The 25,260-nt window shown below is 56.6% G+C and carries 22 protein-coding genes and 4 tRNA genes; 17 read left to right on the top strand and 9 right to left on the bottom strand.

All coding sequences use genetic code 11. From position 1 onward, the window contains the following. Nucleotides 1–273 precede the first annotated feature (273 nt). Entirely contained in the window at nucleotides 274–1,281 is a 1,008-nt protein-coding gene (locus DBR44_RS05180; protein ID WP_124642716.1) for a nucleoid-associated protein, read from the top strand. A 70-nt stretch (nucleotides 1,282–1,351) separates the two neighbouring features. On the opposite strand, the gene DBR44_RS05175 is transcribed toward DBR44_RS05180, so the two are convergent. Further along, nucleotides 1,352–2,548, bottom strand: coding sequence for an amino acid aminotransferase (locus tag DBR44_RS05175; protein ID WP_124642714.1), 1,197 nt, complete (start codon nucleotides 2,546–2,548; stop codon nucleotides 1,352–1,354). Nucleotides 2,549–2,756: 208 nt separating this feature from the next. Between DBR44_RS05175 and DBR44_RS05170 the strand changes: the two genes are divergently transcribed. The 3 genes from DBR44_RS05170 (at nucleotide 2,757) to DBR44_RS05160 (ending at nucleotide 4,701) form a co-directional block, all read left to right on the top strand. Continuing rightward, nucleotides 2,757–2,841, top strand: a tRNA-Leu gene (locus DBR44_RS05170). Nucleotides 2,842–3,053: 212 nt separating this feature from the next. Next, the gene (locus DBR44_RS05165) at nucleotides 3,054–3,473 is read left to right on the top strand and encodes a ProQ/FINO family protein (RefSeq protein ID WP_124642712.1); all 420 of its coding nucleotides are present in this window, start codon (nucleotides 3,054–3,056) and stop codon (nucleotides 3,471–3,473) included. A 91-nt stretch (nucleotides 3,474–3,564) separates the two neighbouring features. Next, a complete protein-coding gene (locus tag DBR44_RS05160; RefSeq protein ID WP_124642710.1) occupies nucleotides 3,565–4,701 on the top strand; it encodes a glycerate kinase in 1,137 nt (378 codons plus the stop codon). 15 nt (nucleotides 4,702–4,716) lie between these two features. Here DBR44_RS05160 and DBR44_RS05155 read toward each other — a convergent pair whose 3' ends face one another. Beyond that, entirely contained in the window at nucleotides 4,717–5,586 is an 870-nt protein-coding gene (locus DBR44_RS05155; RefSeq protein WP_124642708.1) for an ion transporter, read from the bottom strand. A 120-nt stretch (nucleotides 5,587–5,706) separates the two neighbouring features. On the opposite strand from DBR44_RS05155, the gene cysK reads away from it, so the two are divergent. From cysK to DBR44_RS05130, 5 genes are all read left to right on the top strand, one after another. Continuing rightward, the gene (gene cysK / locus DBR44_RS05150) at nucleotides 5,707–6,639 is read left to right on the top strand and encodes a cysteine synthase A (RefSeq protein ID WP_124642707.1); all 933 of its coding nucleotides are present in this window, start codon (nucleotides 5,707–5,709) and stop codon (nucleotides 6,637–6,639) included. Between the two features lie 145 nt (nucleotides 6,640–6,784). Beyond that, the gene (locus DBR44_RS05145) at nucleotides 6,785–7,258 is read left to right on the top strand and encodes a hypothetical protein (RefSeq protein ID WP_124642705.1); all 474 of its coding nucleotides are present in this window, start codon (nucleotides 6,785–6,787) and stop codon (nucleotides 7,256–7,258) included. 7 nt (nucleotides 7,259–7,265) lie between these two features. Then, complete coding sequence (locus DBR44_RS05140) at nucleotides 7,266–7,676, top strand: YchJ family protein (protein WP_124642703.1); 411 nt, start codon at nucleotides 7,266–7,268, stop codon at nucleotides 7,674–7,676. A 97-nt stretch (nucleotides 7,677–7,773) separates the two neighbouring features. Further along, nucleotides 7,774–8,805: a histone deacetylase family protein gene (locus DBR44_RS05135; protein WP_124642701.1), complete on the top strand. Its 1,032-nt coding sequence runs from the start codon at nucleotides 7,774–7,776 to the stop codon at nucleotides 8,803–8,805. 217 nt (nucleotides 8,806–9,022) lie between these two features. Next, nucleotides 9,023–9,331 carry a hypothetical protein gene (locus DBR44_RS05130; protein WP_124642699.1) on the top strand — a complete coding sequence of 103 codons (309 nt, stop codon included), beginning with the start codon at nucleotides 9,023–9,025 and terminating at the stop codon, nucleotides 9,329–9,331. 380 nt (nucleotides 9,332–9,711) lie between these two features. Here the strand turns inward: DBR44_RS05130 and dcd are convergent, their stop codons facing one another. Continuing rightward, a complete protein-coding gene (dcd, locus tag DBR44_RS05125; RefSeq protein ID WP_124642697.1) occupies nucleotides 9,712–10,281 on the bottom strand; it encodes a dCTP deaminase in 570 nt (189 codons plus the stop codon). A gap of 222 nt (nucleotides 10,282–10,503) precedes the next feature. Between dcd and DBR44_RS05120 the strand changes: the two genes are divergently transcribed. From DBR44_RS05120 to DBR44_RS05110, 3 genes are all read left to right on the top strand, one after another. After that, nucleotides 10,504–10,734 carry a FeoA family protein gene (locus tag DBR44_RS05120; protein WP_124642695.1) on the top strand — a complete coding sequence of 77 codons (231 nt, stop codon included), beginning with the start codon at nucleotides 10,504–10,506 and terminating at the stop codon, nucleotides 10,732–10,734. Next, nucleotides 10,731–12,500: a ferrous iron transport protein B gene (feoB, locus tag DBR44_RS05115; protein ID WP_124642693.1), complete on the top strand. Its 1,770-nt coding sequence runs from the start codon at nucleotides 10,731–10,733 to the stop codon at nucleotides 12,498–12,500. The genes DBR44_RS05120 and feoB overlap by 4 nt, the downstream gene beginning before the upstream one ends. Before the next feature lie 127 nt (nucleotides 12,501–12,627). Further along, complete coding sequence (locus DBR44_RS05110) at nucleotides 12,628–13,566, top strand: dihydroorotate oxidase (protein WP_124642691.1); 939 nt, start codon at nucleotides 12,628–12,630, stop codon at nucleotides 13,564–13,566. Between the two features lie 56 nt (nucleotides 13,567–13,622). Here the strand turns inward: DBR44_RS05110 and DBR44_RS05105 are convergent, their stop codons facing one another. From DBR44_RS05105 to DBR44_RS05095, 4 genes are all read right to left on the bottom strand, one after another. Then, a complete protein-coding gene (locus DBR44_RS05105) occupies nucleotides 13,623–14,402 on the bottom strand; it encodes a class III extradiol ring-cleavage dioxygenase (RefSeq protein WP_124642690.1) in 780 nt (259 codons plus the stop codon). A 136-nt stretch (nucleotides 14,403–14,538) separates the two neighbouring features. Continuing rightward, entirely contained in the window at nucleotides 14,539–14,697 is a 159-nt protein-coding gene (locus DBR44_RS19470) for a hypothetical protein (RefSeq protein WP_158613560.1), read from the bottom strand. Nucleotides 14,698–14,917: 220 nt separating this feature from the next. Then, nucleotides 14,918–17,092, bottom strand: coding sequence for a catalase/peroxidase HPI (gene katG / locus DBR44_RS05100; protein WP_124642688.1), 2,175 nt, complete (start codon nucleotides 17,090–17,092; stop codon nucleotides 14,918–14,920). A gap of 512 nt (nucleotides 17,093–17,604) precedes the next feature. Next, the gene (locus tag DBR44_RS05095) at nucleotides 17,605–18,600 is read right to left on the bottom strand and encodes a recombination-associated protein RdgC (RefSeq protein ID WP_124642685.1); all 996 of its coding nucleotides are present in this window, start codon (nucleotides 18,598–18,600) and stop codon (nucleotides 17,605–17,607) included. Between the two features lie 93 nt (nucleotides 18,601–18,693). Between DBR44_RS05095 and DBR44_RS05090 the strand changes: the two genes are divergently transcribed. From DBR44_RS05090 to DBR44_RS05080, 3 genes are all read left to right on the top strand, one after another. Continuing rightward, nucleotides 18,694–18,770, top strand: a tRNA-Pro gene (locus DBR44_RS05090). A 79-nt stretch (nucleotides 18,771–18,849) separates the two neighbouring features. Next, nucleotides 18,850–18,926 (top strand) — tRNA-Pro (locus DBR44_RS05085). A gap of 61 nt (nucleotides 18,927–18,987) precedes the next feature. Then, a tRNA-Thr gene (locus DBR44_RS05080) sits at nucleotides 18,988–19,063 on the top strand. A 178-nt stretch (nucleotides 19,064–19,241) separates the two neighbouring features. Here DBR44_RS05080 and DBR44_RS05075 read toward each other — a convergent pair. Beyond that, the gene (locus DBR44_RS05075) at nucleotides 19,242–20,255 is read right to left on the bottom strand and encodes a LysR family transcriptional regulator (RefSeq protein WP_124642683.1); all 1,014 of its coding nucleotides are present in this window, start codon (nucleotides 20,253–20,255) and stop codon (nucleotides 19,242–19,244) included. A 26-nt stretch (nucleotides 20,256–20,281) separates the two neighbouring features. Here DBR44_RS05075 and DBR44_RS05070 point away from each other — a divergent pair, with 26 nt between their 5' ends. Together DBR44_RS05070 and DBR44_RS05065 are read left to right on the top strand one after the other, a co-directional pair. Further along, nucleotides 20,282–21,526 (top strand): FAD-binding oxidoreductase, encoded by a 1,245-nt coding sequence (locus DBR44_RS05070; RefSeq protein WP_158613559.1) that lies wholly within the window; start codon nucleotides 20,282–20,284, stop codon nucleotides 21,524–21,526. A gap of 14 nt (nucleotides 21,527–21,540) precedes the next feature. Beyond that, on the top strand, nucleotides 21,541–22,650 hold the full coding sequence (locus DBR44_RS05065; RefSeq protein WP_124642679.1) for a polyamine ABC transporter substrate-binding protein: 1,110 nt from the start codon (nucleotides 21,541–21,543) through the stop codon (nucleotides 22,648–22,650). A gap of 314 nt (nucleotides 22,651–22,964) precedes the next feature. On the opposite strand, the gene DBR44_RS05060 is transcribed toward DBR44_RS05065, so the two are convergent. After that, nucleotides 22,965–25,256, bottom strand: coding sequence for a heavy metal translocating P-type ATPase (locus DBR44_RS05060; protein WP_233578378.1), 2,292 nt, complete (start codon nucleotides 25,254–25,256; stop codon nucleotides 22,965–22,967). Nucleotides 25,257–25,260 lie beyond the last annotated feature (4 nt).

Below are 25,260 nucleotides of genomic sequence, written 5' to 3'. Positions count from 1 at the left end.
AAAATTCCTAAGGATTGGGTGTGGTAATCCACTTGATGCAATTTCTAATTAATGAAACGCATTGAGTTGTGCCATGTTTATTAATGAGGTGTCTTGAAGCTAGCTTTGGCGCTTGAGGCTGCTGTGTTGGTCGTTGGTCGGTGGGGCCGATCACGCAGGGATGATGAGGCTGTGGGTCCGGAATTATGCGGTTTGGGTGTGGGGTAAGCGTATTGCGATTGTCAGCCCGTTGCGGCGCGGCAATAATCTGGTTTTAGATGTCAAAGGCTGCGTATGTTGATTGGTGAATCGCGTGTTGAACGCTTGGTGGTGCATCGGGTAGGCAATCAGGCCAGAGGCGAAGGCTTGCAACTGTCTGAGCGGGCCTGTGATGTCGATGACGGCGTTTCTTCGCTCATTTTGAGTGGCTACTTAAGAGGTGTGGTTTCTGACAAGAAAAAGCACCAGTTTTTTCATGAGTCCGATCTCAATCTGAACGAGATCTACCACTACACGCGGCAATTTTTCCGTGATGAACTGGACTTCCTCACGCTGTCACAGCGTATTGCCAAGCATCTGTATGCGCGTTCACAGCATCGGAATATCAGTGCCGGCGATTTGTTTGTCATTCTGTTTGCTGGTTTGTCTGATGGTGAGCGTGAGCTGCGTGCTTTGGGGGTGTTCAAGTCGGAAGTGCGTGATGACTTTCTGTCGGTGATCGAGGCTGGTGAAGTATTTGATATTCGCCATGCTTCCGGGATCAATCCGCGCTTGATCGACAAGGGAGCATTGATTCTGGAGAGCAGCCCGCTGGTGTATGCCGTGGACCGGGGTGGGCAGCAAGCCAAGTTCTGGCTGGATGATTTTCTCAAAGCCATGCGGGTGCCGGATGCCAATAGCAGTAGCCGTATGGTGGCCAGCGTGGTCGAGCAGCTATCGGAAGAGATCGCCGACCCGCTTGAGCAGGCCCGCTTCAAGGATGAGTTCCTGGCGGTATGTGGTGCGGAAGAGGAGATGTCTACTGGACAGGTCAGCTCCATCGCTGAAAAATTTGTTGGCAAGGAGCAGGTGAGCCAGGCCTTTGACAGCGCGGCCGAGACATATGGCTTTGCGTTGGATGAGGAGGCACGGCTGCCTGCGCAGAACATGGCCAAGCGATTGGAAAAGTCGCTATCGAAATATGGTATTGGTCATGGCATCAGCGTGCTGTTGCCTACAGGCATTACCCTGAAAAATATCCAGTCAGTGAATGATGGAGAGGGTGAGTTAAGCCTGACCTTGAAACTGCACAAGCGCGACTGAGTCGTGCTGTTGTGACAAAAAAAGCCCGTCAGTGATGACGGGCTTTTTACTTGGCGTGGTAAAGACAATCTCAGTCTTCCAGCACGCTGGCCATGGCTTGTGCGACATAGTCCACGTTGCGGCTGTTCAGGCCAGCTACGCACATGCGACCGGAGCGCACCAGATAGACGGCAAATTCATCACGCAGGCGATCCACCTGCGCCGGGCTGAGTCCGGTATAGCTGAACATGCCTTGCTGGGAGGTGAAGTAGCTGAAGTCGCGGCCAGGCAAGCGGGCGCTGAGCACGGCAAACAATTGCTGGCGCATGGCCTTGATGCGGACTCGCATCTGCGTCACTTCGGTTTCCCATTGGGCAAATAGTGCCGGATCGTTCATGACGGCGGCGGTAATCTGGCCACCGTGGGTGGGTGGGCTGGAGTAGTTGCGACGCACGGTGGCTTTCATCTGCCCCAGTACGCGCTCCGCTTCTTCCTTGCTTTGGCAGATGATGGACAGGCCACCACAGCGTTCACCATAGAAGGAAAGATTCTTGGAAAAGGAATTGCTGACAAAGAAACTGATTCCGGCATTGGCCAGTGCACGGATGGCGTACGCATCTTCATCCAGCCCCTGGCCAAAGCCCTGATAGGCGATATCGAGGAAAGGCAGCAGATTGCCGTCCTTCAACACGGGAATCAGTGCATCCCACTGTGCAGTGCTCAGGTCGACACCGGTCGGGTTGTGGCAGCAGGGGTGTAGCAGAACCACGCTGCGCGCCGGCAATTGCTTGAGGGTGGCCAGCATCTCATCGAACAGGAGGCCACCGCTGTGGGCATCATAGTAAGGGTAGTCATGTACCTGGATGCCGGCGCCTTCAAAGATGGCGCGGTGGTTATCCCAGCTGGGATTGCTGATCCAGGCTTCGCTCTGCGGGAAATAGCGCTTGATGAAGTCCGCCCCCACTTTCAGCGCACCAGAGCCGCCTATGGTCTGGATGGTGGCAATGCGCTGTTGCTGCACGGCAGGGTGTACTGCACCAAACAACAGCTTTTGTACGGCGCTGCGATAGTTGGCTGCGCCTTCCATCGGCAGGTAGGGGCGTGGCGAGGGCGCGGCTGCGCGTGCGGCTTCCGCTTGCTGCACGGAATTTAGCAGCGGGATGCGACCTTCTTCGTCATAGTACAGGCCGATGCCCAGGTTTACTTTCTGGCTACGGGTGTCGGCATGGAAGGTTTCCACCAGGGTCAGGATGGGGTCGCCGGGGTAGGCTTCGACATGTTCGAACATGAGACGGCAATTCCTTGGAAGCGATCATGATAAGTAGTCGGCAGCGGCCAGTCGAAAGACAGGGCGGCAGCGATGCACAAGTCATGCATCTTCGCGCAAAGCAGTCGACAGCAGCAAGTCATGTACGGCTTGCTGCCGCAGGATAGGGCAAATTGCGTGTGCAAAGGGTGACTCTGCGGCCGAGTGCTGGCATAATCCGCCACTCGGTGCGCCCATGGCGAAATTGGTAGACGCAAGGGACTTAAAATCCCTCGACTTCGGTTGTGCCGGTTCGACCCCGGCTGGGCGCACCAACACCGTTACACTGTTCGAGCCACATGGCTAGCAGACCAGTTGGTATACGCCGGCTTTTGCTGGCATGCGCTGGTAAGCTGCATTACCATACAGGGCGCAGCAGCGTCATGCAGATGACGATATGCTGTGCTAGCGACGGGTTGTACACCGTCACCCCGTCTGGCAGGCTTGCCTGTCATTGAAAAGCATCACTGGATCTAGATAGAAGTTCATGAAGCCAAATACCGAAACGGCACTGGGTGCTGCTCTCAAGTCCGCAGTGCAGAGTCTGTCGAAGAAAAAACAGACTGAAATGATTGCGGAACATGTTTACAGCAAGTTCGAAGTGTTTCGTCAGTTCCGTCCGCTGGCTCTGGGCATCCATGAGAGCCTGATTGCTGCCCTGCCGCAATTTGAGCCCACGCTGATTTCCCGTGTGGTGGCCAATCACTGCCGCAAGCCGCGCTATGTCAAATCCCTGGCGCGCGGCGGCAAGCGCTTCGACCTGGCGGGCAAGCCCACCGGTGAAGTGACTGCTGAAGAGAAAAAGGCTGCCCAACTGATGTCGGCACCCAAAGCAGCAGTCGAAGCCAGCGCTGTGCCAGAAGCCAGTGCAGCTCCGCTTACGCCGGAAGGCCAGTCTGCAGAATAAGCGTTAACTCGCCCCCGTTACCAACCCCTCCTTGCCTTGGCAAGGAGGGGTTTTGCATTTATGTTGTCCGTTTTCGGCTGGAGGATGACCTATGCGTTGGCTACTTGCACCGGATTCCTATAAAGGCTCGCTGGATGCTGCTGCGGTGGCAGAGGCGATGCAGCGTGGCATTGAACGTGCCGACCCGCAGGCGGAATGTATGCGGCGGCCGATGGCTGATGGCGGCGAGGGGACGCTGGATGCCTTGCATGCCGCTGTTGGCGGCCAGTGGCTGCAGTTTCCTGTTTGCAATGCCACGGGTGAAACCATCATGGCGCCTTGCCTGCTGTTGCCAGATGGAACCGCCGTATTGGAGGTGGCGCGCATCATCGGTTTGCCTGAAGCCGGGGACAGCCCGGTGGCACAGCGCAGCAGCCGTGGTGTTGGTCAGATGCTGGCTGCCTTGTTGCAGTCGGGGCAGCGGCGTATCGCGGTGGCCTTGGGTGGTTCCAGTACCAATGATGGCGGGGCTGGCTGTCTGGCCGCCCTCGGTCTGCAGTTGCTGAATGCTCAGGGGCAGCAATTGGTCGGCGCGCTACAGGATTTGCCGCAGCTGTTTACGCTTGATGCCGATGGCTTGCTGGACGCCTTTGCCGGTGTCGAGCTGGAAATCTGGTCTGACGTGGATAATCCGCTGAGTGGCCCACGCGGTGCAACGGCGGTATTTGGTCCACAAAAGGGGGTGGCTGCGGTGGATATCGCCCGTATCGATGGTGAGATCACCCACTTTGCACAACTGCTGGATGCCCGTTTGCAGCAAGATACCCGGCACTTGCCCGGTAGTGGTGCTGCCGGTGGACTGGGCTATGCCATGCTGTTGCTGGGCGGGCGCATGCAATCGGGAGCCCAGGCCGTGGCGCGCCACCTCCGCCTGGAAGCAGCACTGCAGACGGTTGACTGGGTGCTGACCGGGGAAGGACGCAGCGACAGTCAAACGCTGGCGGGCAAGGCACCAGCCTGCGTGGCTGCGCTGGCGCGTGCGGCTGGTGTGCCAGTCAGCTTGTTGTCCGGTGCGGTCATCGTGGATGAGGAGGGCGCCTTGGCGGCCAGTTTTGATGGTTGCTTTTCCCTCTGTAACCGGCCAATGCCGCTGGATAGCGCGATGCAGGAAGCCCCGCAACGCCTTGCCCAGTTGGCCGAGCAACTGGCGCGCACCATTCTGGCGGCCCAGGGTAGTCGTCTGCCTTGAGCCGGTTTGTGGCTGCTAGCTGACCTCGCCCTTGGCTGGCCTGGGCAGCGTGCCACCGCAATGCTTGCAAAAGCGCGCATCCCAATCATGACCTTCACTGAAACAGTGGGGGCAGAGGCGGGTAGCCGACTGATCATCAGCTGGCGTTGCGGAGGCGCCACGGGCTATTTCTGCCGTCACGATGCCGGTGGGCACGGCGATGATGCCATAGCCGGTAATCATCACCAGGCTGGCCAAGCCCTGGCCGAGCGCGGTTTTGGGGGTGATGTCGCCAAAGCCGACCGTGGTGAGGGTGACAATGGCCCAATAGATGCCAACCGGAATGCTGGTAAAGCCATTGGCCTCGCCTTCGATGACATACATCAGCGTCCCCAGAATGATCACCAGCAGCACCACTGTGCCGAGAAAAACGATGATCTTGCGGCGGCTCGCCAGCATGGCTCGTTTCAGTTCACGTGCCTCGCCCATATAGCGGGTGAGCTTGAGGATACGGAACATCCGTAGCAGTCGCAGCACGCGGATATCGGCGAGGAAACGGCTTTCCGGGATGAACAGGCCAAGGTAGAGCGGCAGGATGGACAGGAGGTCGACCACGCCGAAAAAGCTGCGGGCGTAACGCAAGGGTTTGTGGATGCAGGCCAGGCGCAGCAGGTATTCGACTGTGAAAAGGATGGTGAACAGCCAGTCCAATACTTTTAGCTGAGTGCCCCATTGCTGGCGAATACTGGCCACGCTCTCCAGAATCACGGTGAGTAGCGACAGCACGATGCAGACAATCAGTGCGAGATCGAACAGCCGGCCAGTGCGTGTGTCCGCCTCGAATATGATGATGTACAGCTTGCGGCGCCAGCCGCTCAAGGGAATCAGCTCTTCCTGGGTCGGCATGATGAATGTGGGATCTGTTGGTTCATTGAATAGAAGTAAACACTATTAGAGTTTTTTTGCCGCTCATATATTATAAGCGTTATTAAATCTTGCATTAATGTTGCCCGGGAGAATAAGACGATGCGTATCGCCAAGACCGTAACCGACCTGATCGGCAATACCCCTCTGGTCAAACTGAACCGTGTTACCGATGGCTGCGTCGCCACCGTGGTAGCCAAGCTGGAGTTTTTCAATCCGGCACACAGCGTCAAGGACCGTATCGCGGTGGCCATGATCGATGCTGCCGAGCAGGCTGGCAAGATAGGGCCGCAGACCACCATCGTCGAACCGACTTCCGGCAATACCGGCATTGGCCTGGCCATGGTCTGCGCAGCTCGTGGCTACAAGCTGGTGATCACCATGCCGGAAACCATGAGCCGTGAACGCCGCCAACTGCTGAAAGCCTACGGTGCCGAGCTGATCCTGACCCCGGGGCCGGATGGCATGGGTGGTGCCATCGCCAAGGCACGTCAGCTGGTCGAAGAAAACCCGGACAGCTGGTTTATGCCGCAGCAGTTCGAAAACGCAGCCAACCCGGAAGTTCACCGCAACACCACGGCGGAAGAAATCTGGCGCGATACGGATGGCCAGGTCGATATCTTTGTGGCCGGTGTCGGTACTGGTGGCACCATTACTGGTGTCGGTGAAGTATTGAAAGCCCGCAAGCCCGGTGTTCAGATTGTCGCTGTGGAGCCGGATGCTTCGCCGGTGCTGTCCGGTGGGCCAAAGGGTCCGCACCCCATCCAGGGTATTGGTGCCGGTTTTGTCCCCCCCATCCTGAATACCGAGGTCTACGACGAAATCATTCGCGTGAAGAATGATGATGCCTTTACCACGGCTCGGGCCGTGGCGACCCAGGAAGGGGTGCTGGTTGGTATCTCGTCCGGGGCAGCCGTCTGGTCGGCCATTCAGCTGGCCAAGCGTCCGGAAAACGCCGGCAAGCTGATCGTGGTGGTCATTCCTTCTTTTGGCGAACGTTACTTGTCGACACCGCTGTTCGAACATCTGGCCTGATCGCTTCTGGCCACCCGCCCAAACCGGTATCGCCGGCCGCGCAGCTTCTGCCCGGCCGGTTTTGTCGTCTGTGTGCCTGCTGGCAGCGAACTGCGTGACCGCGTATTTTGTCCAATCTGCCCCCACATCCGCTACACTACCGCCCATGCATTCCACCCTCAAAGTGCTTAGCCGGGTAGCCGGCCTGTCGCTGCTGTTGTCTGCCTGCAGCTTGCTGCAACAGCCAGCCGCTCCGCAAACCGGGACACGCCCGGTTCATCCTCCGCAGGCCCAGCCTGTGCCGGACAGCAAGGTAGACGCGCTGTTGAAGGAAGCCAACCGCCTGGCCGGCAAGGTGAAAAGCGGTGAGCTGAATCGTGTGGCGGCGGCTGATCAGCTCAACATCTATCGCCTGCGCCTGATCGGTGCCAACCAGGTCGATGACAATAGCTTTGCCATGTATCGCTATCTGGCCGTGGAGCGCGATGCCGGGCGGCTGACTCAGGAAGAGTCGCAGGCACGGATGGAAATGCGTTTGCGCGAATGGATGCGTCGCTGGCCCAAGCTGCAGCCCAAGCCGCCCGCACCGGTATTTACCAATTTTCTGTTGAAACTCTATGGATTGCCCGCCCTGGGCTGATAAAGCAATGAGCAAGAAGAAACATTCCAGTGCTTGCCCCTGTGGCCTGACTGCCCCCTTTGCCGACTGTTGTGGCCGCTACATTGATGGCGCACTGCTGGCCCCGACGGCCGAGAGCCTGATGCGCTCCCGCTATGCGGCCTACACCATGAATAATGGTGACTATCTGCTGGCTAGCTGGCACTCCTCCACCCGTCCGGCAGAGCTGGACCTGTCGCGCGAAGAGCGCTTTGTCAAATGGCTGGCACTGGACGTGCTCAGTACGCAGGCAGGCAGTGCCACTGACGATGCTGGTGTGGTGGAGTTTGTCGCCCGCTACAAAGTCAACGGCCGTGCCCAGCGGTTGCATGAAGTCAGCCGCTTTCGCAAGGAAGACGGCCGCTGGTTCTATGTGGATGGCGATGCCGAAGAAGGCTGAGCAACCAGTCTTGCGCCCGGGCAAATCATGCTCCGGTCGCTGTTGACCCCACCGCCCCATCGCGCCAGCATGGGGCTTTTTCTTGCCGGATATTCCCATGCTGACCATCTATAGCGACAAACACCGTTTGCAGCACGGCAAGGCCGAGCTGATCGATGGCACCCTCAAGCCTTGTTTCGAAAATCCCTCACGTGCCGACATGGTGTTGCAGGAAGTCAGGTCACGTGGCCTGGGCCCGGTGATCGAGCCGCTGGCACATGGGCTGGAGCCGGTGCTGCGGGTGCACGATGCCGGCTATGTCGAATTTCTGCAAACGGCCTGGCAACGCTGGTCCGCCATGGGGCGTGACTACGATGCCTTGCCCAAGATGTGGCAGATCCGCCGTCTGCGTGCGGCCATCCCCCAGCATGTGGAAGGCCAGCTTTGTTATTACTCGATGGACTGCGGTACGCCGCTGACTGCCGGCACCTGGCCGGCCATCACTGCTGCGGCTGATGTGGCACTGACTGCCATCGATCAGCTGGCAGCTGACCAGCGTGGGGTGTTCGCCCTCACCCGGCCGCCGGGTCATCATGCTGCTCGCGATTATTGCGGTGGCTATTGCTTCTTCAATAATGCTGCCATTGCGGCACAAAGCCTGCTGGACCGGGGTGCGAAGCGGGTGGCCATCCTGGATGTCGACTATCACCACGGCAATGGCACGCAGGATATTTTCTATCAGCGGGATGATGTGTTGTTCCTGTCGATTCATGGCGACCCGGCTACCGAATACCCCTTCTTTCTCGGCTTTGCCGACGAACATGGTGAAGGTGCCGGTCTGGGTTACAACTACAACTTTCCGTTGCCGGCGGCTTCCAGCGTGGCTTTGTGGTTTGCCGCGCTGGACACCGCGCTGGGTGAAATCCGCCGCTATGCGCCGGATGCACTGGTGGTGTCGCTGGGGGTGGATACCTTCGAGGGCGATCCCATCTCGCGCTTCTCCTTGGCCAGTGCAGACTTTCTGCGACTGGGCGAGCAGATTGGTGGGCTGGGTCTGCCCACTGCATTCTGCATGGAGGGTGGGTATGCGGTGGAGCCTATCGGGCTGAATGCGGTCAATGTGCTGGATGGGTTTTCAATGCGGCAATAGCCAGTGCCGCTTGGGCGCGAGCTACCGTGCCGTCTCCTTTCATTTGCCATGAGGGCATTATTTCCGCAGTCCGGCTGGCTCCCGCATATTGATGGAACAAGCCTGTTTGCGGCGATGGTCGATGAATATTTTGTTTCAAGTCAATATCTTGGCGGTGGCAGCTTGGTTTTTTGACAGCCCGCAGCTAGCGTTAAAGTGTGGGTGAAAGGAGATGGCAATGGGACTAGCTTTGAAAGGCTTGCTGGGCGAGCTGGAAAGCTGCCGCAGCAAAGGCGTGGCCACTAATGCGGTGACACAGATTGATGTGGTCCGTACGCTGGAAATACCACTGGATCTGCATGCTTGCCGCGAGCTGCGGGTATTGGCGCATGTGTTTAGTGGCGACCAGGCCGCACTGGCCGCCATGGTGCTGAAGGCCGCCTTGCTGGATATGCAGGAACATCTGGATGAAGATCTGGACAGGCTGGCGGAAAGTGCCCGGATTTTGCTGGAAGATCCTTGCTATAAGGCAAGCGAGATCATCTAGGCCGGATATAACAACGGGGTCACCGGGGAATGAGGGAATAGCAGGGCCGGCTTTGCCGGCCCTGTTTCTTTGTATCGGCAGTATTTCATGGTGGCCGTGTCATGGCTAAAGTGGCGCACTATTTTCATTGCGTGAAAATTTTTAATAAAAATGCCAATTGAATTTTACGTGGATAAAAAAAGGGACGTAACGGCAAGGGGGAACCGCGACGTCCCAAGAAGAAACCATGTGCTGTATTGAGTTTGCTGCTGAAATCCGGCAAGCCACAGTTCATCCTAGAACAGACAGCAGAAATTGCGCGACAGATTTTCATGCATATGAAATAAAAAAGGACAGCGTGGGCTGTCCTTGTCGTAAGGGCTTGTCGCACAAGGCGACAATCAGGGGCGGGGCAGCGTGACGCCAACCTGGCCCATGTATTTGCCAGCGCGATCAGCATAAGACACATCGCACACTTCATCGGATTCGAAGAACAGCACCTGTGCCACGCCTTCGTTGGCGTAGATCTTGGCTGGCAGCGGGGTGGTATTGGAGAACTCCAGCGTGACATAGCCTTCCCATTCTGGTTCGAAGGGGGTGACATTGACGATGATGCCGCAGCGCGCATAGGTCGATTTACCCAGACACACGGTCAGTACCGAACGCGGGATGCGGAAATATTCCACCGTGCGTGCCAGGGCGAAGCTGTTGGGCGGGATGATGCAGTAGCCCTTGCCAGAGACTTCGACAAAGGAGTCAGGGTCGAAATTTTTCGGGTCGACAATGGTGCTGTTGATATTGGTGAATACCTTGAATTCATCGGCACAGCGGATATCGTAGCCATAGCTGGATGTGCCGAAGGAGATCACCTTTTCGCCGTTGAGATTCTTGATCTGGTTGTATTCAAACGGCTCGATCATGTTGTGATCCTGCGCCATGCGGCGGATCCACTTGTCGGATTTGATACTCATGGTCGGGGGTCCGTTACAGAAATTTAGATGGGTCCGATTCTAAACGGTATGACCCGGCACGGCCATATCTAGTCATGTGTTGCCGGCTTTGGCGAACGACTTGGGTTTGCTGGCAGTTGATGTTGCGCAAACCTTGGCCAGATGACGGGCAACAGCCCTGATGGCTGCAAAGGTCTTTGCGCTTATAATTAATGCAAACTATTCGCGTTATGGGGATGCAAGATGTTGTCACTCGACCAGTTTCCTCTGGGCTGCAAAGGGGTGGTGGACAGCCTGGATTTGTCTGATGAGGCTTTTCGTCGTGTTGCGGCTTTTGGGCTGATTCCCGGCAGCCACTTCAGCCTGACGCGCAGTGCGCCCTTTGGTGGCCCGCTGGTGCTGGAAGTGGGGAGTACCCGCTTTTTGCTGCGTCGCAGCCTGGCCAGTTTGATTCAGGTACGGGTGGCTGAATGAAGCGTTTTGCTCTGCTCGGTCTGCCCAATACAGGTAAGTCCACGGTATTCAACCGCCTGACCGGCATGTCGCAGCGCGTTGGCAACTGGCCCGGACTGACGGTCGAACTGACCAGCGCACGTCTGCTGCTGGGCGGCAAGATGGTGGAATTGGTCGACTTGCCGGGCGTGAATGATCTGACCGGCTATAGCGACGACGAGGCCGTCGTACGTGATGTGTTGATGAGCAGCGCATTTGATGCGGCCATCCTGGTGCTCAATGCCGCCCAGCTGGACCGCCAGCTGCCACTGGCGCTGCAGGTTCTGGCCAGCGGCCTGCCTGCCGTCGTGATGCTGAACATGGCCGATGAAGCCAGGATGCTGGGGATTACGCTTGATCTGGAGCGATTGCGCCAGCGTCTTGGCGTGCCGGTGGTGCTGGTGTCGGCCAAGCGCATGGAGGGCTGGCCCGTGCTGATGGAGGCATTGCATCGTCAGGCGGCCAGTGACGCAGCCGCCAGCCATGCCCAGCTTGACCGCGTACCGGAGACGGAGGATGCCATCATGCAGGCGCGGGCGCTGCTGGATGGTTGCTGGAACTTGCCAGCGGTATTGCCTGAGGGCATGACGGAAAAAGTCGATGGCTGGCTGATGCATTCCTGGCTGGGCTTGCCGCTATTCTTCGCCTGCATGGCCTTGTTGTTCAATCTGACGTATCAGATTGGCACGCCACTGCAAGGGCTGGTTGGCGACGGGCTGGACTGGTTCAAGACTGCAGCGTTACAGCAATGGCTCGCCCCCTTGCCTGCCATTGTGCAAAGCCTGTTGCTGGAGGGCGTCTGGCAAGGGGTATCCACCGTCCTCACTTTTGCGCCCATTCTGTTCGTGTTTTTCATTCTGATGGCGATGGTGGAAGATAGTGGCTACCTGGCGCGTGCGGCCTATCTGACCGATGCCTTCATGGCCAGGCTGGGGCTGGATGGCCGTGGTTTTGTCATGCAGCTGATGGGGTTTGGCTGCAATGTGCCGGCAATCCTGGGTACGCGGGTGATGCGCGAGCGCAAGCAACGCCTGCTCACCATGCTGATCATTCCCTTCTCCCTGTGTTCTGCGCGGCTGCAGGTGGTGGTGTTTTTTGCCGGCATTCTGTTCACTCCGCATCAGGCGCCGTGGGTGTTGCTGCTGCTATACCTGCTGAGTTTTGTGGTCGCCATTTTCACCGCCTGGGTGTTCAAGCATCGTTATCACGGCAATGAAGCGTTCTTGCTGGAGGTGCCGCCTTATCGCCTGCCGGGTTTGCGCCATATGCTGATCCGTGCGGTGGCCGAGGTGCGTGCCTTTCTCGAACTTGCCTCCAGTTTCATCCTGATGGGGGTGGTGCTGGTGTGGCTGGTATCGCATATCCCGGCCGGCGATAACAAGACGCTGGCCGATATGCTGGGTACGGTGATGGCACCGGTACTCGACCCCATCGGTATCAAGCACGAACTGGCAGTGGCCCTGCTGGTGGGCTTTGTTGCCAAGGAGATCCTGCTGGGTGGCCTGGCTGTGATCTATGGCGTGCCGGAAGCCGGATTGGGGGCCGCGTTGCTGCACCATCTGGACTGGGCCTCGGCCATGAGCTTCCTGATCTTTACCCTGGTGTATGTGCCTTGTCTGTCCACGGTGGCGGCGATCCGCCGTGAGTCGAAAAGCCGCGCATTTACCGCGCTATCCGTCGGCTGGTCGGTATTGCTGGCCTGGTTGATTTCCTTTGCCTTCTATCAGGGCGTACAGCTATTGCGCTAGCTGAATGGGCAAGGCCGAGAAACGACCGCTGCGGCGGTCGTTTTGCATGGAGGCTTGACGTGGCGCAGAGCGACAGTGGCGTGGCGGGTGCAGACTGCGTTTTTTGTTTTGTCGGGAAATCCAAGGCATGCATGTAGACCTGTCTGTCTCCTGGCTTGGTCTTGCCATGGCCAATCCTCTGTATAACGCCTCGGGCGTCATGTGCCGCAGCGTGGCGGAGCTGGAGCAAGTGCGCACTTCGGCTGCCGGTGCGGTGATCACCAAAAGCTGTACGCCGCAGCCGCGTATGGGCAATCCGGAGCCGCGTTATTGTGCGACGCCGCTGGGCAGTATCAATTCGATGGGGCTGCCCAACGCGGGCTATCCCTATTACCTTGACTATGCGCGCAGCTATCCCTATGCCGCAGGCAAGCCGCTGTTTCTGTCGCTCTCCGGCATGACGCTGGATGAGAATCTGGACATGCTGCGCGATCTGGCGGCCGCGCAGCTACCCTGTTTGCCGGAAGTCAATCTGTCCTGCCCCAATCTGCCGGGCAAGCCACAGCTAGGCTACGATTTTCAAGCTTGCAGCGAGGCCCTGACGCAAATCACCCGTGTTTACCATGGCCCGTTCGGGGTGAAGTTGCCGCCGTATTTCGATCCGGTGCATTTTGCCCAGATGGCCGCCGTGCTCAATGCCTTCCCTGGCTTGCGCTTTGTCACCTGCATCAACTCCATCGGCAATGGCCTGGTGATCGATGTCGAGCGCGAAAGCGTCGTGATCAAGCCCAAGGACGGGCTGGGTGGCCTGGGCGGCAGCTATGTATTGCCGACGGCGCTGGCCAATGTGCGCGAGTTTTACCGCCTGCTGCCTGGCAAGCATGTGGTTGGCTGTGGGGGTATCAATAGTGGCCGGGAGGCTTTCATGCATATCCTGGCCGGGGCGACAGCGGTGCAGATTGGCACCTGTTTGTACGAAGAAGGCGAGGGGGCGTTTGCCCGCATTCTGGATGAGCTGCGTGTATTGATGGCGCAAAAGAGCTATCAGTGCCTGGATGACTTCCGTGGCAAATTGAAAACCCTGTAAGTAACAAGCAGGGCTTGGATAGCAGCAGGGCCACCTGAGGGTGGCCCTGTTACATTTCAGTCGAAGCGCCAGCAGGCCATCGACAGTGAACCCATGCGCCAGTCATCGTGCAGCTTTTCTGGTGGCGTGTCATCGGATGCCGCCCCCATGGCCACCAGCAGCGGATTGAAGTGCTCGTCGCTGGGGTGATTTTCACGGGCATGCGGTGCCAGCTGCTTCCAGTTGAGGATGTCCTGTACCTGATTGTGGCTTAAGGCAGCGTCCATCCAGCCGGCAAAATCTTCGGCCCAGGATTGCGGCGCACTGCCATCGCGATCGAGCTGCCACAGATTGTGGGTATAGCTGCCAGAGCCAATGATCATCACATTGTCATCGCGCAGCGCGCGCAGCGCGCGGCCCATCTGGTAATAAGTGTCGGCCGTCGCTGCATGCGGCAGCGACACCATGACCAGCGGAATATCTGCTTGCGGATACATCAGCATCAGCGGTGTCCACATGCCGTGGTCCAGAGCGCGCTGATCGGTGCTGCCTACGCGCAAGCCGGATTGGCGCAACAGGTCCATCACCTCTGCGGCCAGGGCCAGATCTGTGCTGGCGGGATAGCGCAGGGTATAGAGAATGGGCGGAAAGCCGCCGAAGTCATATAGCGTCCCCGGCTTCTCTGCCAGATTGACCATGGGCAGTGTGCTTTCCCAATGAGCGGATAGCACCACGATGGCCCGTGGGCGGGCGAGCTGCTGGCCAAGCTGCTGCAGAAAGTCGCGGGTAGGGCTGTGCTCAATGGGGAGCGTCGGGGCTCCGTGAGAAATAAACAGGGCGGGTTGTCGCGTGGTCATGGTGGTATTACCTGCATTGATTGCCATGTGAACAGCTTAACCAGCTTTGCCTGTCAAAAAAACCGTGAATTTCTCATTATATTGTTTACCAATGGTAAATAGTATCGCGGACCTTTGCTGATGTGTATGCCTTGGCCTAAGCCGGGTGGCTGGCGACTGGCTGGCTACCCATGGCGCTGTGTCCTGCTGGCTGCAATATCAAGGCCCAGCCTGCGCAGACGATGGCAAGGCCAACCAGTCGACGTGCCATCAGGCGAAAACGGCTGCGCTGCAATGTGGTGTGCTGTTGTTTCATGTGCTTCTCCCTGTGAATGCTCTTATTTTAATGAGAATAATTCGCAAGTAAAATTAATCTTTTAAAATTACCGATTTGTTTTGGCAATGATCGTTGCTGGCCAAGGTTACGGAAGGGTATGCAGGGGATATGCAGGGGAGGGGAATGTGCTGCAAGCCAACCGGACAGCTTGTGCTGTCCGGTTGGCTTGCTGTGATGACGCTGCTAAGCGCCAGGGCTATCAGTTCAGATCAAAGCGATCTGCATTCATCACCTTGGTCCAGGCCGCGACGAAGTCCTGGACGAATTTCTCCTGGCCATCATCTTGTGCATACACCTCGGCGTAAGCACGCAGCACCGAGTTGGAACCGAATACCAGATCGACACGGCTTGCTGTCCACTTGACTGCGCCGCTCTGGCGATCGCGCAGCTCGTAAAGATTGTGCGCGGCCGGCTTCCAGGTATTGGCCATATCAGTCAGATTGACAAAGAAATCATTCGTCAGCTGACCAACACGGTTGGTGAACACGCCATGCTGGCTGCCGCCGTGATTGCTACCCAACACACGCAGGCCACCCACCAGAACGGTCATCTCGCAGGCTGTCAGGCGCATCAGCTGGGCACGGTCGAGCAGCATTTCTTCTGCGCTGACCACGAAATCCTGCTTCTGCCAGTTACGGAAACCATCGGCCACCGGTTCCAGCACATCAAAGGATTCGGCATCGGTCATCTCGGCCGTGGCATCACCACGACCCGGTGCGAATGGCACCGCTACGGCATGGCCTGCTGCCTTCGCTGCCTGTTCGATACCGACATTGCCGGCCAGAACAATCACGTCGGCCACGCTGGCTCCGGATTCGGCGGCGATTTTTTCCAATACCGCCAGCACCTTGGCGAGGCGGGCCGGTTCATTACCCGCCCAGTCCTTTTGCGGAGCCAGACGGATGCGTGCACCATTAGCACCGCCGCGCTTGTCAGAACCACGGAAGGTCCGGGCGCTGTCCCAGGCAGTGCTGACCATCTCGGCCAGGCTCAGGCCGCTGGCGGCAATCTTTGCCTTGACTGCGTCGATGTCGTAGTCGGTGCGGCCAGCCGGAACCGGATCTTGCCAAACCAGATCTTCCTGCGGCACATCGGGGCCGACATAGCGAGCCTTGGGGCCAAGGTCGCGGTGAGTCAGCTTGAACCAGGCACGGGCGAATACTTCAGAGAAGTAGGCCGGGTCCTTGTGGAAGCGCTCGGAAATCTTGCGATATTCCGGGTCTACCTTCATGGCCATGTCAGCATCGGTCATGATAGGCGTACAGCGGATGCTGGGGTCTTCCACATCCACCGGCTTGTCTTCTTCCTTGATGTCGATCGGCACCCATTGCCAGGCACCTGCCGGGCTCTTGGTAAGCGTCCATTCATGGCCCAGCAGCATGTCGAAGTAGCCGTTATCCCATTGTGTCGGGTGGGTGGTCCAGGCACCCTCGATACCGCTGGTCACGGTGTCGCGGCCAATGCCACGGCTGGTGTGATTCATCCAGCCCAGGCCCTGTTCTTCCAGCCCGGCACCTTCCGGCGCTGCACCCAGATTGGCGGCACTGCCGTTGCCATGGGTCTTGCCCACGGTATGGCCGCCTGCCGTCAGTGCTACGGTTTCTTCGTCGTTCATTGCCATGCGGGCAAAGGTGACGCGTACGTCGTGAGCGGTTTTCAGCGGGTCTGGCTGACCATTCACCCCTTCCGGGTTGACGTAAATCAGGCCCATCATGACAGCGGCCAGCGGATTTTCCAGGTCGCGCTCTCCGGAGTAGCGGCTGCCTTCGCCACCGCTAGGGGCAAGCCATTCCTTTTCCGAACCCCAGTAGATGTCCTTCTCGGGTGCCCAGATGTCTTCACGACCGAAAGCGAAGCCATAGGGCTTGAGGCCCATGGACTCATAAGCCATGGTGCCGGCGAGAATCATCAGATCGGCCCAACTGATCTTGTTGCCGTATTTTTTCTTGATCGGCCACAGCAGGCGGCGTGCCTTGTCGAGGTTGGCATTGTCCGGCCAGGAGTTGAGCGGAGCAAAGCGCTGGTTGCCGGTACCGGCACCACCACGGCCATCGGCGATGCGATAGCTGCCGGCAGAGTGCCAGGCCATGCGGATCATCAGCCCGCCATAATGGCCCCAGTCAGCCGGCCACCAGTCCTGGCTGTCTGTCATCAATGCCTTGATGTCATTTTTCAGTGCTGCAACATCAAGCTTTTTGAGTTCTTCGCGATAGCTGAAACCACTGCCCAGCGGATTGGTCTTGCTGTCGTGCTGGTGCAGGATGTCCAGGTTCAGGGATTTGGGCCACCAGTCCATATTGGACATGCTTGCCTGGGTCATCCCGCCATGCATGACCGGGCACTTGCCTGCAGAACTTGCGTTGTTGTTCGCCATCACTTGCTCCTGTTGCGTGGGTTGTGAGTTGTTGCGGGCGTTTTCCCCGCTAACAGATAAGGGTTTTCAAGAATCCAGTGCAACGGATGGTGTCCGCTTGCACTTTCAAGGCAGAGTCCGGCGAAGAGTCACCAGAGGCTTTGCACCTGATAGCACTATTGCAGGCCGGCAAATGCGGCCAGCATGTCGAGCAGGACTTCCTGCCATGTCTGATTGTTTTGCATGACGTTCTCCCGGTGTACTGGATTGATAGCCTAATTTGTACTGCATCACCTGTTCTTTGTTACTGGGATAATTCCGTAATATTGGCAAGAAAAATCCTATCCAATAGCTGGACAGCGTATTGGGCCACCGGTTCAAGCCTTTGCTACCTGCCCAATAGCAAGGTGATGGGATGAGTATGGTTGTTGTTGATAGTTTTGTTAAATTGATTGTTATTAATCGATTGTTAGTTTTGTGCTATCAAAAAAAAAGAGCCCGCAGGCTCTTGGTCAATCTCGTGGTGTCTGGGCTCAGTCCCAGGGCAGCTTCTCATCGCTGCCATCCTCTACTGGCACAGCAACTTGCCGGGTTGGTGCTGGTGCTGAAGTAGTCTCTGGCGATGCCTGGCTGTCTTCCAGGCCTCCCAGTGCTTCAATCAAGGCCTCTACCAGTTCGCCCAGTTCTTCACTCATCAGGGTGAATGTCGCTTCAAACAGGCTTTCCCGGTCATCGCCGGCCTGGCTGGCTTCTTCCTGCAGAACATCCAGAAACTGGATGCGCTTGAGTTGCAGGGTATCGGTCAGCATGAAACGAACCTTCTCCTGCCAGATCAGGCCGACGCGGGTCACCTGCTTGCCGGTGGCGATATGCTGGCGGATTTCTTCCGCAGTCAGATCCATGCGCGTGCAGCGAATGACTGCACCGTTTTCGCTGCCATCCTTCAATTCGCAGTCGGCATCCAGCTCGAAGCCATAAGGTGCCTCGCCAGCAGCCAGCCAGTCCGTCATCGCCGTATGCGGGGCCAGTTTGGTGCGGGGCAGGGCAGCCGGGAAGGGCGGCAAGGCCTCACGCAGTTTGGAAACCAGCGCTTCGGCCTTACTGGCGGTACCCGAATCCACCATCATCCAGCCGCGGCGGCAATCAAGATAAGCAGTCGTACGGTGGGTGCGAACAAAGGCACGTGGCAGCAGATCATCGGTAACCTGTTCCTTCAGCGCCAGCTTTTCCTTGCGGCCAACCTTGCGTAGCTCCTTCTCTTCGATCTCCTGCACCTTCTGTTCGACAAAATCGCGGATCACGCCAGCGGGCAATACCTTGTCTTCCCGTTTGAGTGACAGCAGCTGACATTCGCGGGCGGAGAATACCGGGCTGTCCAGGTGTGAAGCCGGTGCTACCCAACCCTCACTAAACCAATCCAGCCCGCCGCAATGCTGAAAGGGGCTTTTCTCCAGCGCGGCGGCCAGCTTGTCGGTTTCATGGATGGATTCGGAAGTCAGGCGATAAAAAGATAGTTGCTTAAACCACATAATTGTTCCATAATGCGCGTCCTCTGATGCCGCTGATTGTAACCCGGAAACGGGCCGCGCAGCAGACAACAGATTGCAGATATTAGTGGGAAGCGGAGTGTAGCTTAGCCTGGTAGAGCGCTACGTTCGGGACGTAGAGGCCGGAGGTTCGAATCCTCTCACTCCGACCAAAAATATTGCAAAAGTATTGTGAAATACTTGGATTTGAGTTAAATTGCTGTTCTCGCGCTGATGCACGAAAACACAAATCGGAGTGTAGCTTAGCCTGGTAGAGCGCTACGTTCGGGACGTAGAGGCCGGAGGTTCGAATCCTCTCACTCCGACCAGATTCAAAAAAGCCTTGAATTTCTTCATAAGAGACTCAAGGCTTTTTTACCAAGTTGGTTCGCCGGTATAGCTCAGTTGGTAGAGCAGCGCATTCGTAATGCGAAGGTCGGGGGTTCGACTCCTCTTACCGGCACCATGTAAGTCAAGCAATTAAGCCAGCTCTCCGGAGCTGGCTTTTTGCTTTTCTGTCGCTTGTAAGACTGGCGAGGGGAATTTTCTCGCGGTGTCGAGGTGCTTACCAGTCAGGACGAAGTATCTACATAAAACAGAGGCAGTTCAGTCTACCTGTACCGCGATGGTGCAATCTAGCCGACCTATTGGCATAAGTGCTGATGTAGCCATTGTTTGACTACTGGCGCATGTGGATGCGCGGCTCCACTTTTCTTGAAGCTTAATACGTAGACATTATTGGTTGCCAATTCTGCCGCGATAGGTATCAGCAGACGTTTGCTGTCCAATAAAGGTTGTACTAGCTGCTTGTCTACCATGGCGATACCCACTCCACGCACAGCGGCCTCGATGGCCAGCTCATCGAGATTAAAGAAAATATGTGTTTGGGATATATCCAGCGACCAGCCATGCGCTAAGGTCCAGCGTTCCCAATCGATGCCATTGAGCGAGCCATGCAGTAGCGTGTAGCCAGAAAGCTGATCCATATTTTGCGGAGGTACTTTTCCAGCAACACATTGTGGATGGCAGACCGGGATCAGGCACTCTTCAAATAACAGCAAATCCTCCTGGCTAAGTGCTGACTTCTCTTTGTAGCTGACAAATGCATCATATTGAGCCAGATCGCCATAAACAAGGTCTGATTCTGTTTCTATCGTCAGACTCAGACCGGGATTATCAACGCAAAATTGTGGCAGCAATGGAAGAAGTATCTTCGCTGCTAAGGAAACATAAATCTTAAGGCGGAATGGCCTGCTTTTTCGTGAATAGCGTTTTTCAACATTACTTAATTCACGAAATATCAGTTCGGTGGATCTCAGTAATTCAATTCCCTCTGCTGTCAATTCCACTTTGCGCGCACTGCGATTGAACAATGTTACCGAATAATGTTCTTCAAGCAGTTGTATCTGGCGACTGACTGCACTTTGCGTAAGGTGCAGGCGTTCGGCTGCTTCCGTGAATGAGTTACACTCACTCAGCATCAAAAAGGTCTGTAGCGACTGGATGTTAGGTGGGCGTATGATCATGTGGATGAAATTCCGGAATGGCAGAATGAAAATAAATTGTTTGCTATGGCATCTTGCGATTTTTATACTTAAAAAATCAATAAAATCAAATGGCGAGATGAAAAATGGATCGGTGCGGATGGATAGAGACAAGTAATGGCATAAATAAACTGCCTACGTTGGGAAAAGATATTAAAACAGATTTTCTCATTGTGGGTGCTGGTTTTGCCGGAATTTCCTGTGCCATTAATTTGGCAAGGATCAATCCATCGCAGCGTATTGTGCTGGTAGAAAAAAACAGGCTGGGACAAGGTGCATCATCCCGTAATTCTGGTTTTGTTGTTTGCCATGAGAAGCCTGGTGATGGCGAATATATTAATCAAGCCGGATTTGAGCGATATCACCAGGAAACACAATTTGGTACTGCAGCCAGCCAACTGGTTGCCCAGTATGTAAAGCAATTTGATATCGATTGTGATTTTGATCAGTCCGGTTACTTCATCGGCGTGAGTGACAGCAGCAAGATGTCAGATCCAGCGCAGTTGCTGGCCACGCTCAAGGCGGCGGGAGCCCAGGTCTCGCTGCAGGAGGGGGATGCACTCGCAGCTCGGCTGGGGACCGACTTTTACAAGATAGCCGTCCACTGTGCAGGCGGCAATGCATTAATTCAGCCGGCCAAATACGTTCAGGGTCTGATTGCTGCACTACCTCCCAATGTGGAAGTGTACGAACAGGTCAATGTTCATGCCATCCGCGCCGTTGCTGGTAATGCCCTGGAGGTACGTGGCAATGGCCATTGCATCACTACGGATCGAGTCATTGTCTGTGCCGGTGCCTATCCAGGGCGTGCGGGTGTCAAATCAGCTCATATCTTGCCACTGGAGCTGACCGCCTCACTAACCCGCCCCCTCAGTCAGCAGGAGCTCAACGCCATGGATGCTCCCCAGCCCTGGGGCATTCTCTCCGCAGCCCTGACCGGAGCCACCGTCAGGTTGACACAGGATCGGCGGCTCATGATTCGCAACACACTGGAATACCGATGCCGCGATGTGTCTGCCGCAGAATTGCAAGCCAGGCAGAACGTGCATCTGGCGGGTCTGCAGCGGCGCTTTCCCTGGCTGGTCAAGCAGGATATCGCTTACACCTGGTCTGGCCACCTGAGTGGTACGCGCACCGGAAATCCCCTGTTTAAACAATGGGGAAACCAGATGTTTGCCGTATCTGGCTGCAATGGTTCCGGTATTGCTCGCGGTACGCTGTGGGGCAAGCTGCTGGCCGAGTATGCCTCTGGAGTATCCAGCGATCTGCTGCGCTATGCCGTGAAGCATGGCGAACCCGGCTGGCTGCCACCCCGTCCATTCCTCGATATCGGTGCCAGTTTGAAAATTGGCTACGAGCGCTTCAAATCAAGCAGTGAAATCTAACAAGGAGAGACAGCATGGAGAAATGGTTGAAACAGGCAGGCACGATGATGGCGACTTCCGGTCTGCTGGTCATCGCACTGCAGAGCGCACCGGCAACTGCTGAAACGCTGAACGTGTATAACTGGTCCGATTACATTGCCAAAGATACCGTACCCAATTTCGAAAAGCAGCAAGGTGTAAAAGTCCGTTACGACAACTACGACAGTAACTCCACCCTGGAAGCCAAGCTGATGGTTGGCAACTCTGGCTATGACCTGGTGGTGCCCACCACCAATTTCATGGCACGGCAAATCAAAGCCGGCATCTACCAGAAGCTGGACAAGAGCAAGATCGACAACCTGAAACACCTTGATCCCACTTTGATGAAGCTGATTGAAGGGGCTGATCCTGGCAATCAGTATGGTGTGCCCTGGGCCTATGTCACGATCGGCATCGGTTATAACAGCCAGAAGGTCGCTCAGGCCTTGGGAAATGGCGCTAAAGTCGATTCGTGGGAGGTGCTGTTCAATCCGAAACTGGCCGCAAAGGTAGGGAAATGTGGACTGTCCGTCGTGGATGAACCCGTGAATGTGTTTGCAGCGGCCTTGCAATACATGCATCGCAATCCGAGCAGTACCAACCCCAAGGACTATGAAGATGCCTATGCCTTGCTGAAGCAGGTTCGTCCCTACATCACCCAGTTCAATACCTCCGGCTATATCAACGACCTGGCAAATGGGGATGTCTGCGTCGCCATGGGCTTTTCCGGTGACGTCTACATTGCCAGCAAACGAGCCCGTGAAGCTAAAAGACCGTACACGGTTGGTTTTTCCAATGCCAAGGAAGGCGGCTTGCTGGCCTTTGACGTGATGGCAGTTCCCAAGAGTGCCAAGAACCCAGCATTGGCGATGAAATGGATAAACTATATTGAAGACCCCAAGGTGAATGCAGCCATCACCAATGAAATCTTCTATCCGACAGCCAACAAGGAAGCCCGTAAATACGTGAACCCGGTTTTGCTTGCAGATCCCATTCTCTATCCGCCTGAGTCTGAGCTCAAACGCATGGCGCTGATCAAGCCACTGCCGGAGGCCATCATGCAGCTGCAGAATCGCCTGTGGTCGCAGTTGAAGGTCAATAAGTGAAAATCATGCAGCGCAGAGAGAGAAGGCATTAATACGTGCTTGAACTGCTCGCTGCTTCATGGCTGTCCTCCTGAGAGGGGGCAGCCATTTTTATATGCATGAGAGTTGCCTTGCTTACGGATTGATTAATTATCAAGATAAACAAATTGCCCGCATTGTCATGACAGGGGCAATTGACGGTTACTTTATTCTTTTTTTCTTCTAAAAAATGTATCGAAAAGTGTGGCCATCAATTGGCTGTGCTTTCTCCTTGATTCGATTGGCTGCAGATGCACAATCACCGTAATTCAATGTGTTTGTTCACATCAAATGGCTCAGGTCATGCTCAGATATAACTCATCCTCCTGGGCAAAATGTAGTTGCAAAATGGTGTCCAGGCCGTAAAGCGTCCGTTGCAATTCCTGTATTTCCAATGCGGAAGCCGAGATAGGTAGTGCTGCAATTTGCATCGCCAGGCGCCGAGACTGTTTGAATATTTCCTGGTGGCTGCGGCTGAGCGCAGCGAGAGGGTCTTCCCCCCCCAGTAATTGTGCCATTGCCGGATAGACCTGATGTTCCTCCCGCTTTTCATGTGGCAGCAGCTGTTCTTGCAACATGGCGTCCAGCCGGGTCAACTCTTCCACCAATGTGGCATGTTCCAACTGGGGTAGGCTGCGCGCCAAGGCCGCCAAATGCTGCAACAGTGGATTAAGCTGGGCGTGCTCCTCATTCAGTTTCGATATCGTGCCGACCGTAAAGCGCTGCCGCTGTCGCACCGCAGCCGGCGGGGCTAAAGCCCGCAGTGCATTGAGAATCACCGCAACATCAATGATCTCCTGCAAAACGGCCCCGGCAACCGGTGGCAGCCAGCCCCATGCGGCAGCCAGCATGGCCGTGACCGAGAGCCCCATGCCGGCAACGACGCTTTGCCGGGCGATGGACATGGTGCGATGTGCGGCTATGACCGTTTCCGCCAGACGATCCAGGCGATCATTGAGCAATACGACGCCAGCGCTCTCTGCCGCAGCGGCTGCGCCTTGCGCGCCCATCGCGACGCCGACATCGGCTGTCCGTAACGCCGGCGCGTCATTAATGCCATCGCCCACCATGATGGCAACACCGTGTTGGCGAGCCTCCTGGATGCGGGAAAGCTTGTCCTGAGGCTGTAATCCGGCAAACACCTCATCCACCCCGATGCCGTTTCCGATCGCCTCGGCTACATCCTGGCGGTCGCCGGATAGCATGGTAATGCGCTTGATCCCCGCTCTCTTCAGCATGCGTAAGGCCCGGGGGGTTTCCAGTCGCAGGCAATCTGCCATCTCCAGCGCACCTAACAGCTGCCCCTCTCTGGCAACATACACCGAGCTTGATCCTTCTATGTCTAGCCTGGACTGCAACTGTGTCGCCCACTCCGGCAGGGAAGACAGCTGGCTCGTGATGTAGGCAAAGTTGCCCAAGGTCACCCTGCGGTTTTCAAGAAGGCCTGTCAGCCCGGCTCCAGCCGTTTCAGTGACGTCACTGGGCATGGGCAAACGGGTTTCCCCCCGCTCGTTCGCCGCTTGCACCACCGCCGTCGCCATCACATGATTCGACATCTGATCCAGTGCCGCAGCCAGCCTCAACACTTCATCCGTATGCACGCCATCCGCTGCATGAATTGCCGTCAGCCGTGCCTTACCCCCGGTCAGGGTGCCGGTTTTGTCAAAGAAGAGCAGGTTAGCGCGTGCCAGCGTCTCCAGCACTTCACCACTTTTCACCAGCACCCCTCTGCTGGCGCACTGGGATATCCCGGAAATCATTGCCACAGGCACGGCCAACAGCAAGGGGCAGGGGGTTGCCACCACCAGAACCGCCAGTGCCCGCATGACATCGCCACTGGCCAGCCAGGCAAGGCCGGCAAGCGCGAGGGTGGCGGGAATGAACCAGAAGGCGTAGCGATCGGCCATGCGCGTTACCGGCGCCTTGGCCCGCCCGGCTTCTTCTACCAGTTTGATGATGCTACTGAAGGTGCTGGCCTCGGCAGTGGCGATCGCAGTCATCCTGAATGCGTCACCCGCATTAATCGTGCCGCTTCTGAGCAGTGCGCCGGCATTGTAATTGACCGGGGTGGGCTCGCCGGTCAGGGTCGCTTCGTCAAGAACGGCAAGCGGATCTTTCAGGCGTCCATCGACCGGTACCACCTCGCCAGATTTGACGAGTAAAAAATCGCCAATAGCTATTTCCGCCAGCGGCACGCGCTGCTGGCTTTCCCCCTCCAGCCGGTTGGCGTAGCGCGGCACCTTGGCCAGCAAGCTGGTCATTTCCCGCTCGGCGCGTCCGGCTGCATAGCTGTCCAGCCAGCGACCGGTAGCCGCCATGGCTGCGATGATCGCAGCTGTCAGCCATTGATCCAGCATCATGGAGCCGCCGATGGCCAGCAAGGCCAGCAGGTCGACCCCCAGTGCTTGCTTGCTCAAGACAACTACCGTGTCTTTTACCAGCAGAACCATGACTGGCACTGCCGAGACAAGCAAGAATATGTCCACTGAAACATCAAGTGAAAACACCCGCTGCACGCACCACAGCAGTACTGCCACAGTAGGTGGCAGCAACAAGGCTGCGTTGATCAGACTCTGTTTTTTTCCCACCGTA

Origin of the sequence: Aquitalea sp. FJL05, assembly GCF_003852595.1 — a bacterium.
Taxonomy (GTDB): Bacteria; Pseudomonadota; Gammaproteobacteria; order Burkholderiales; family Chromobacteriaceae; genus Aquitalea; species Aquitalea aquatilis.
This window is presented reverse-complemented; position numbering and strand designations above follow the sequence as displayed.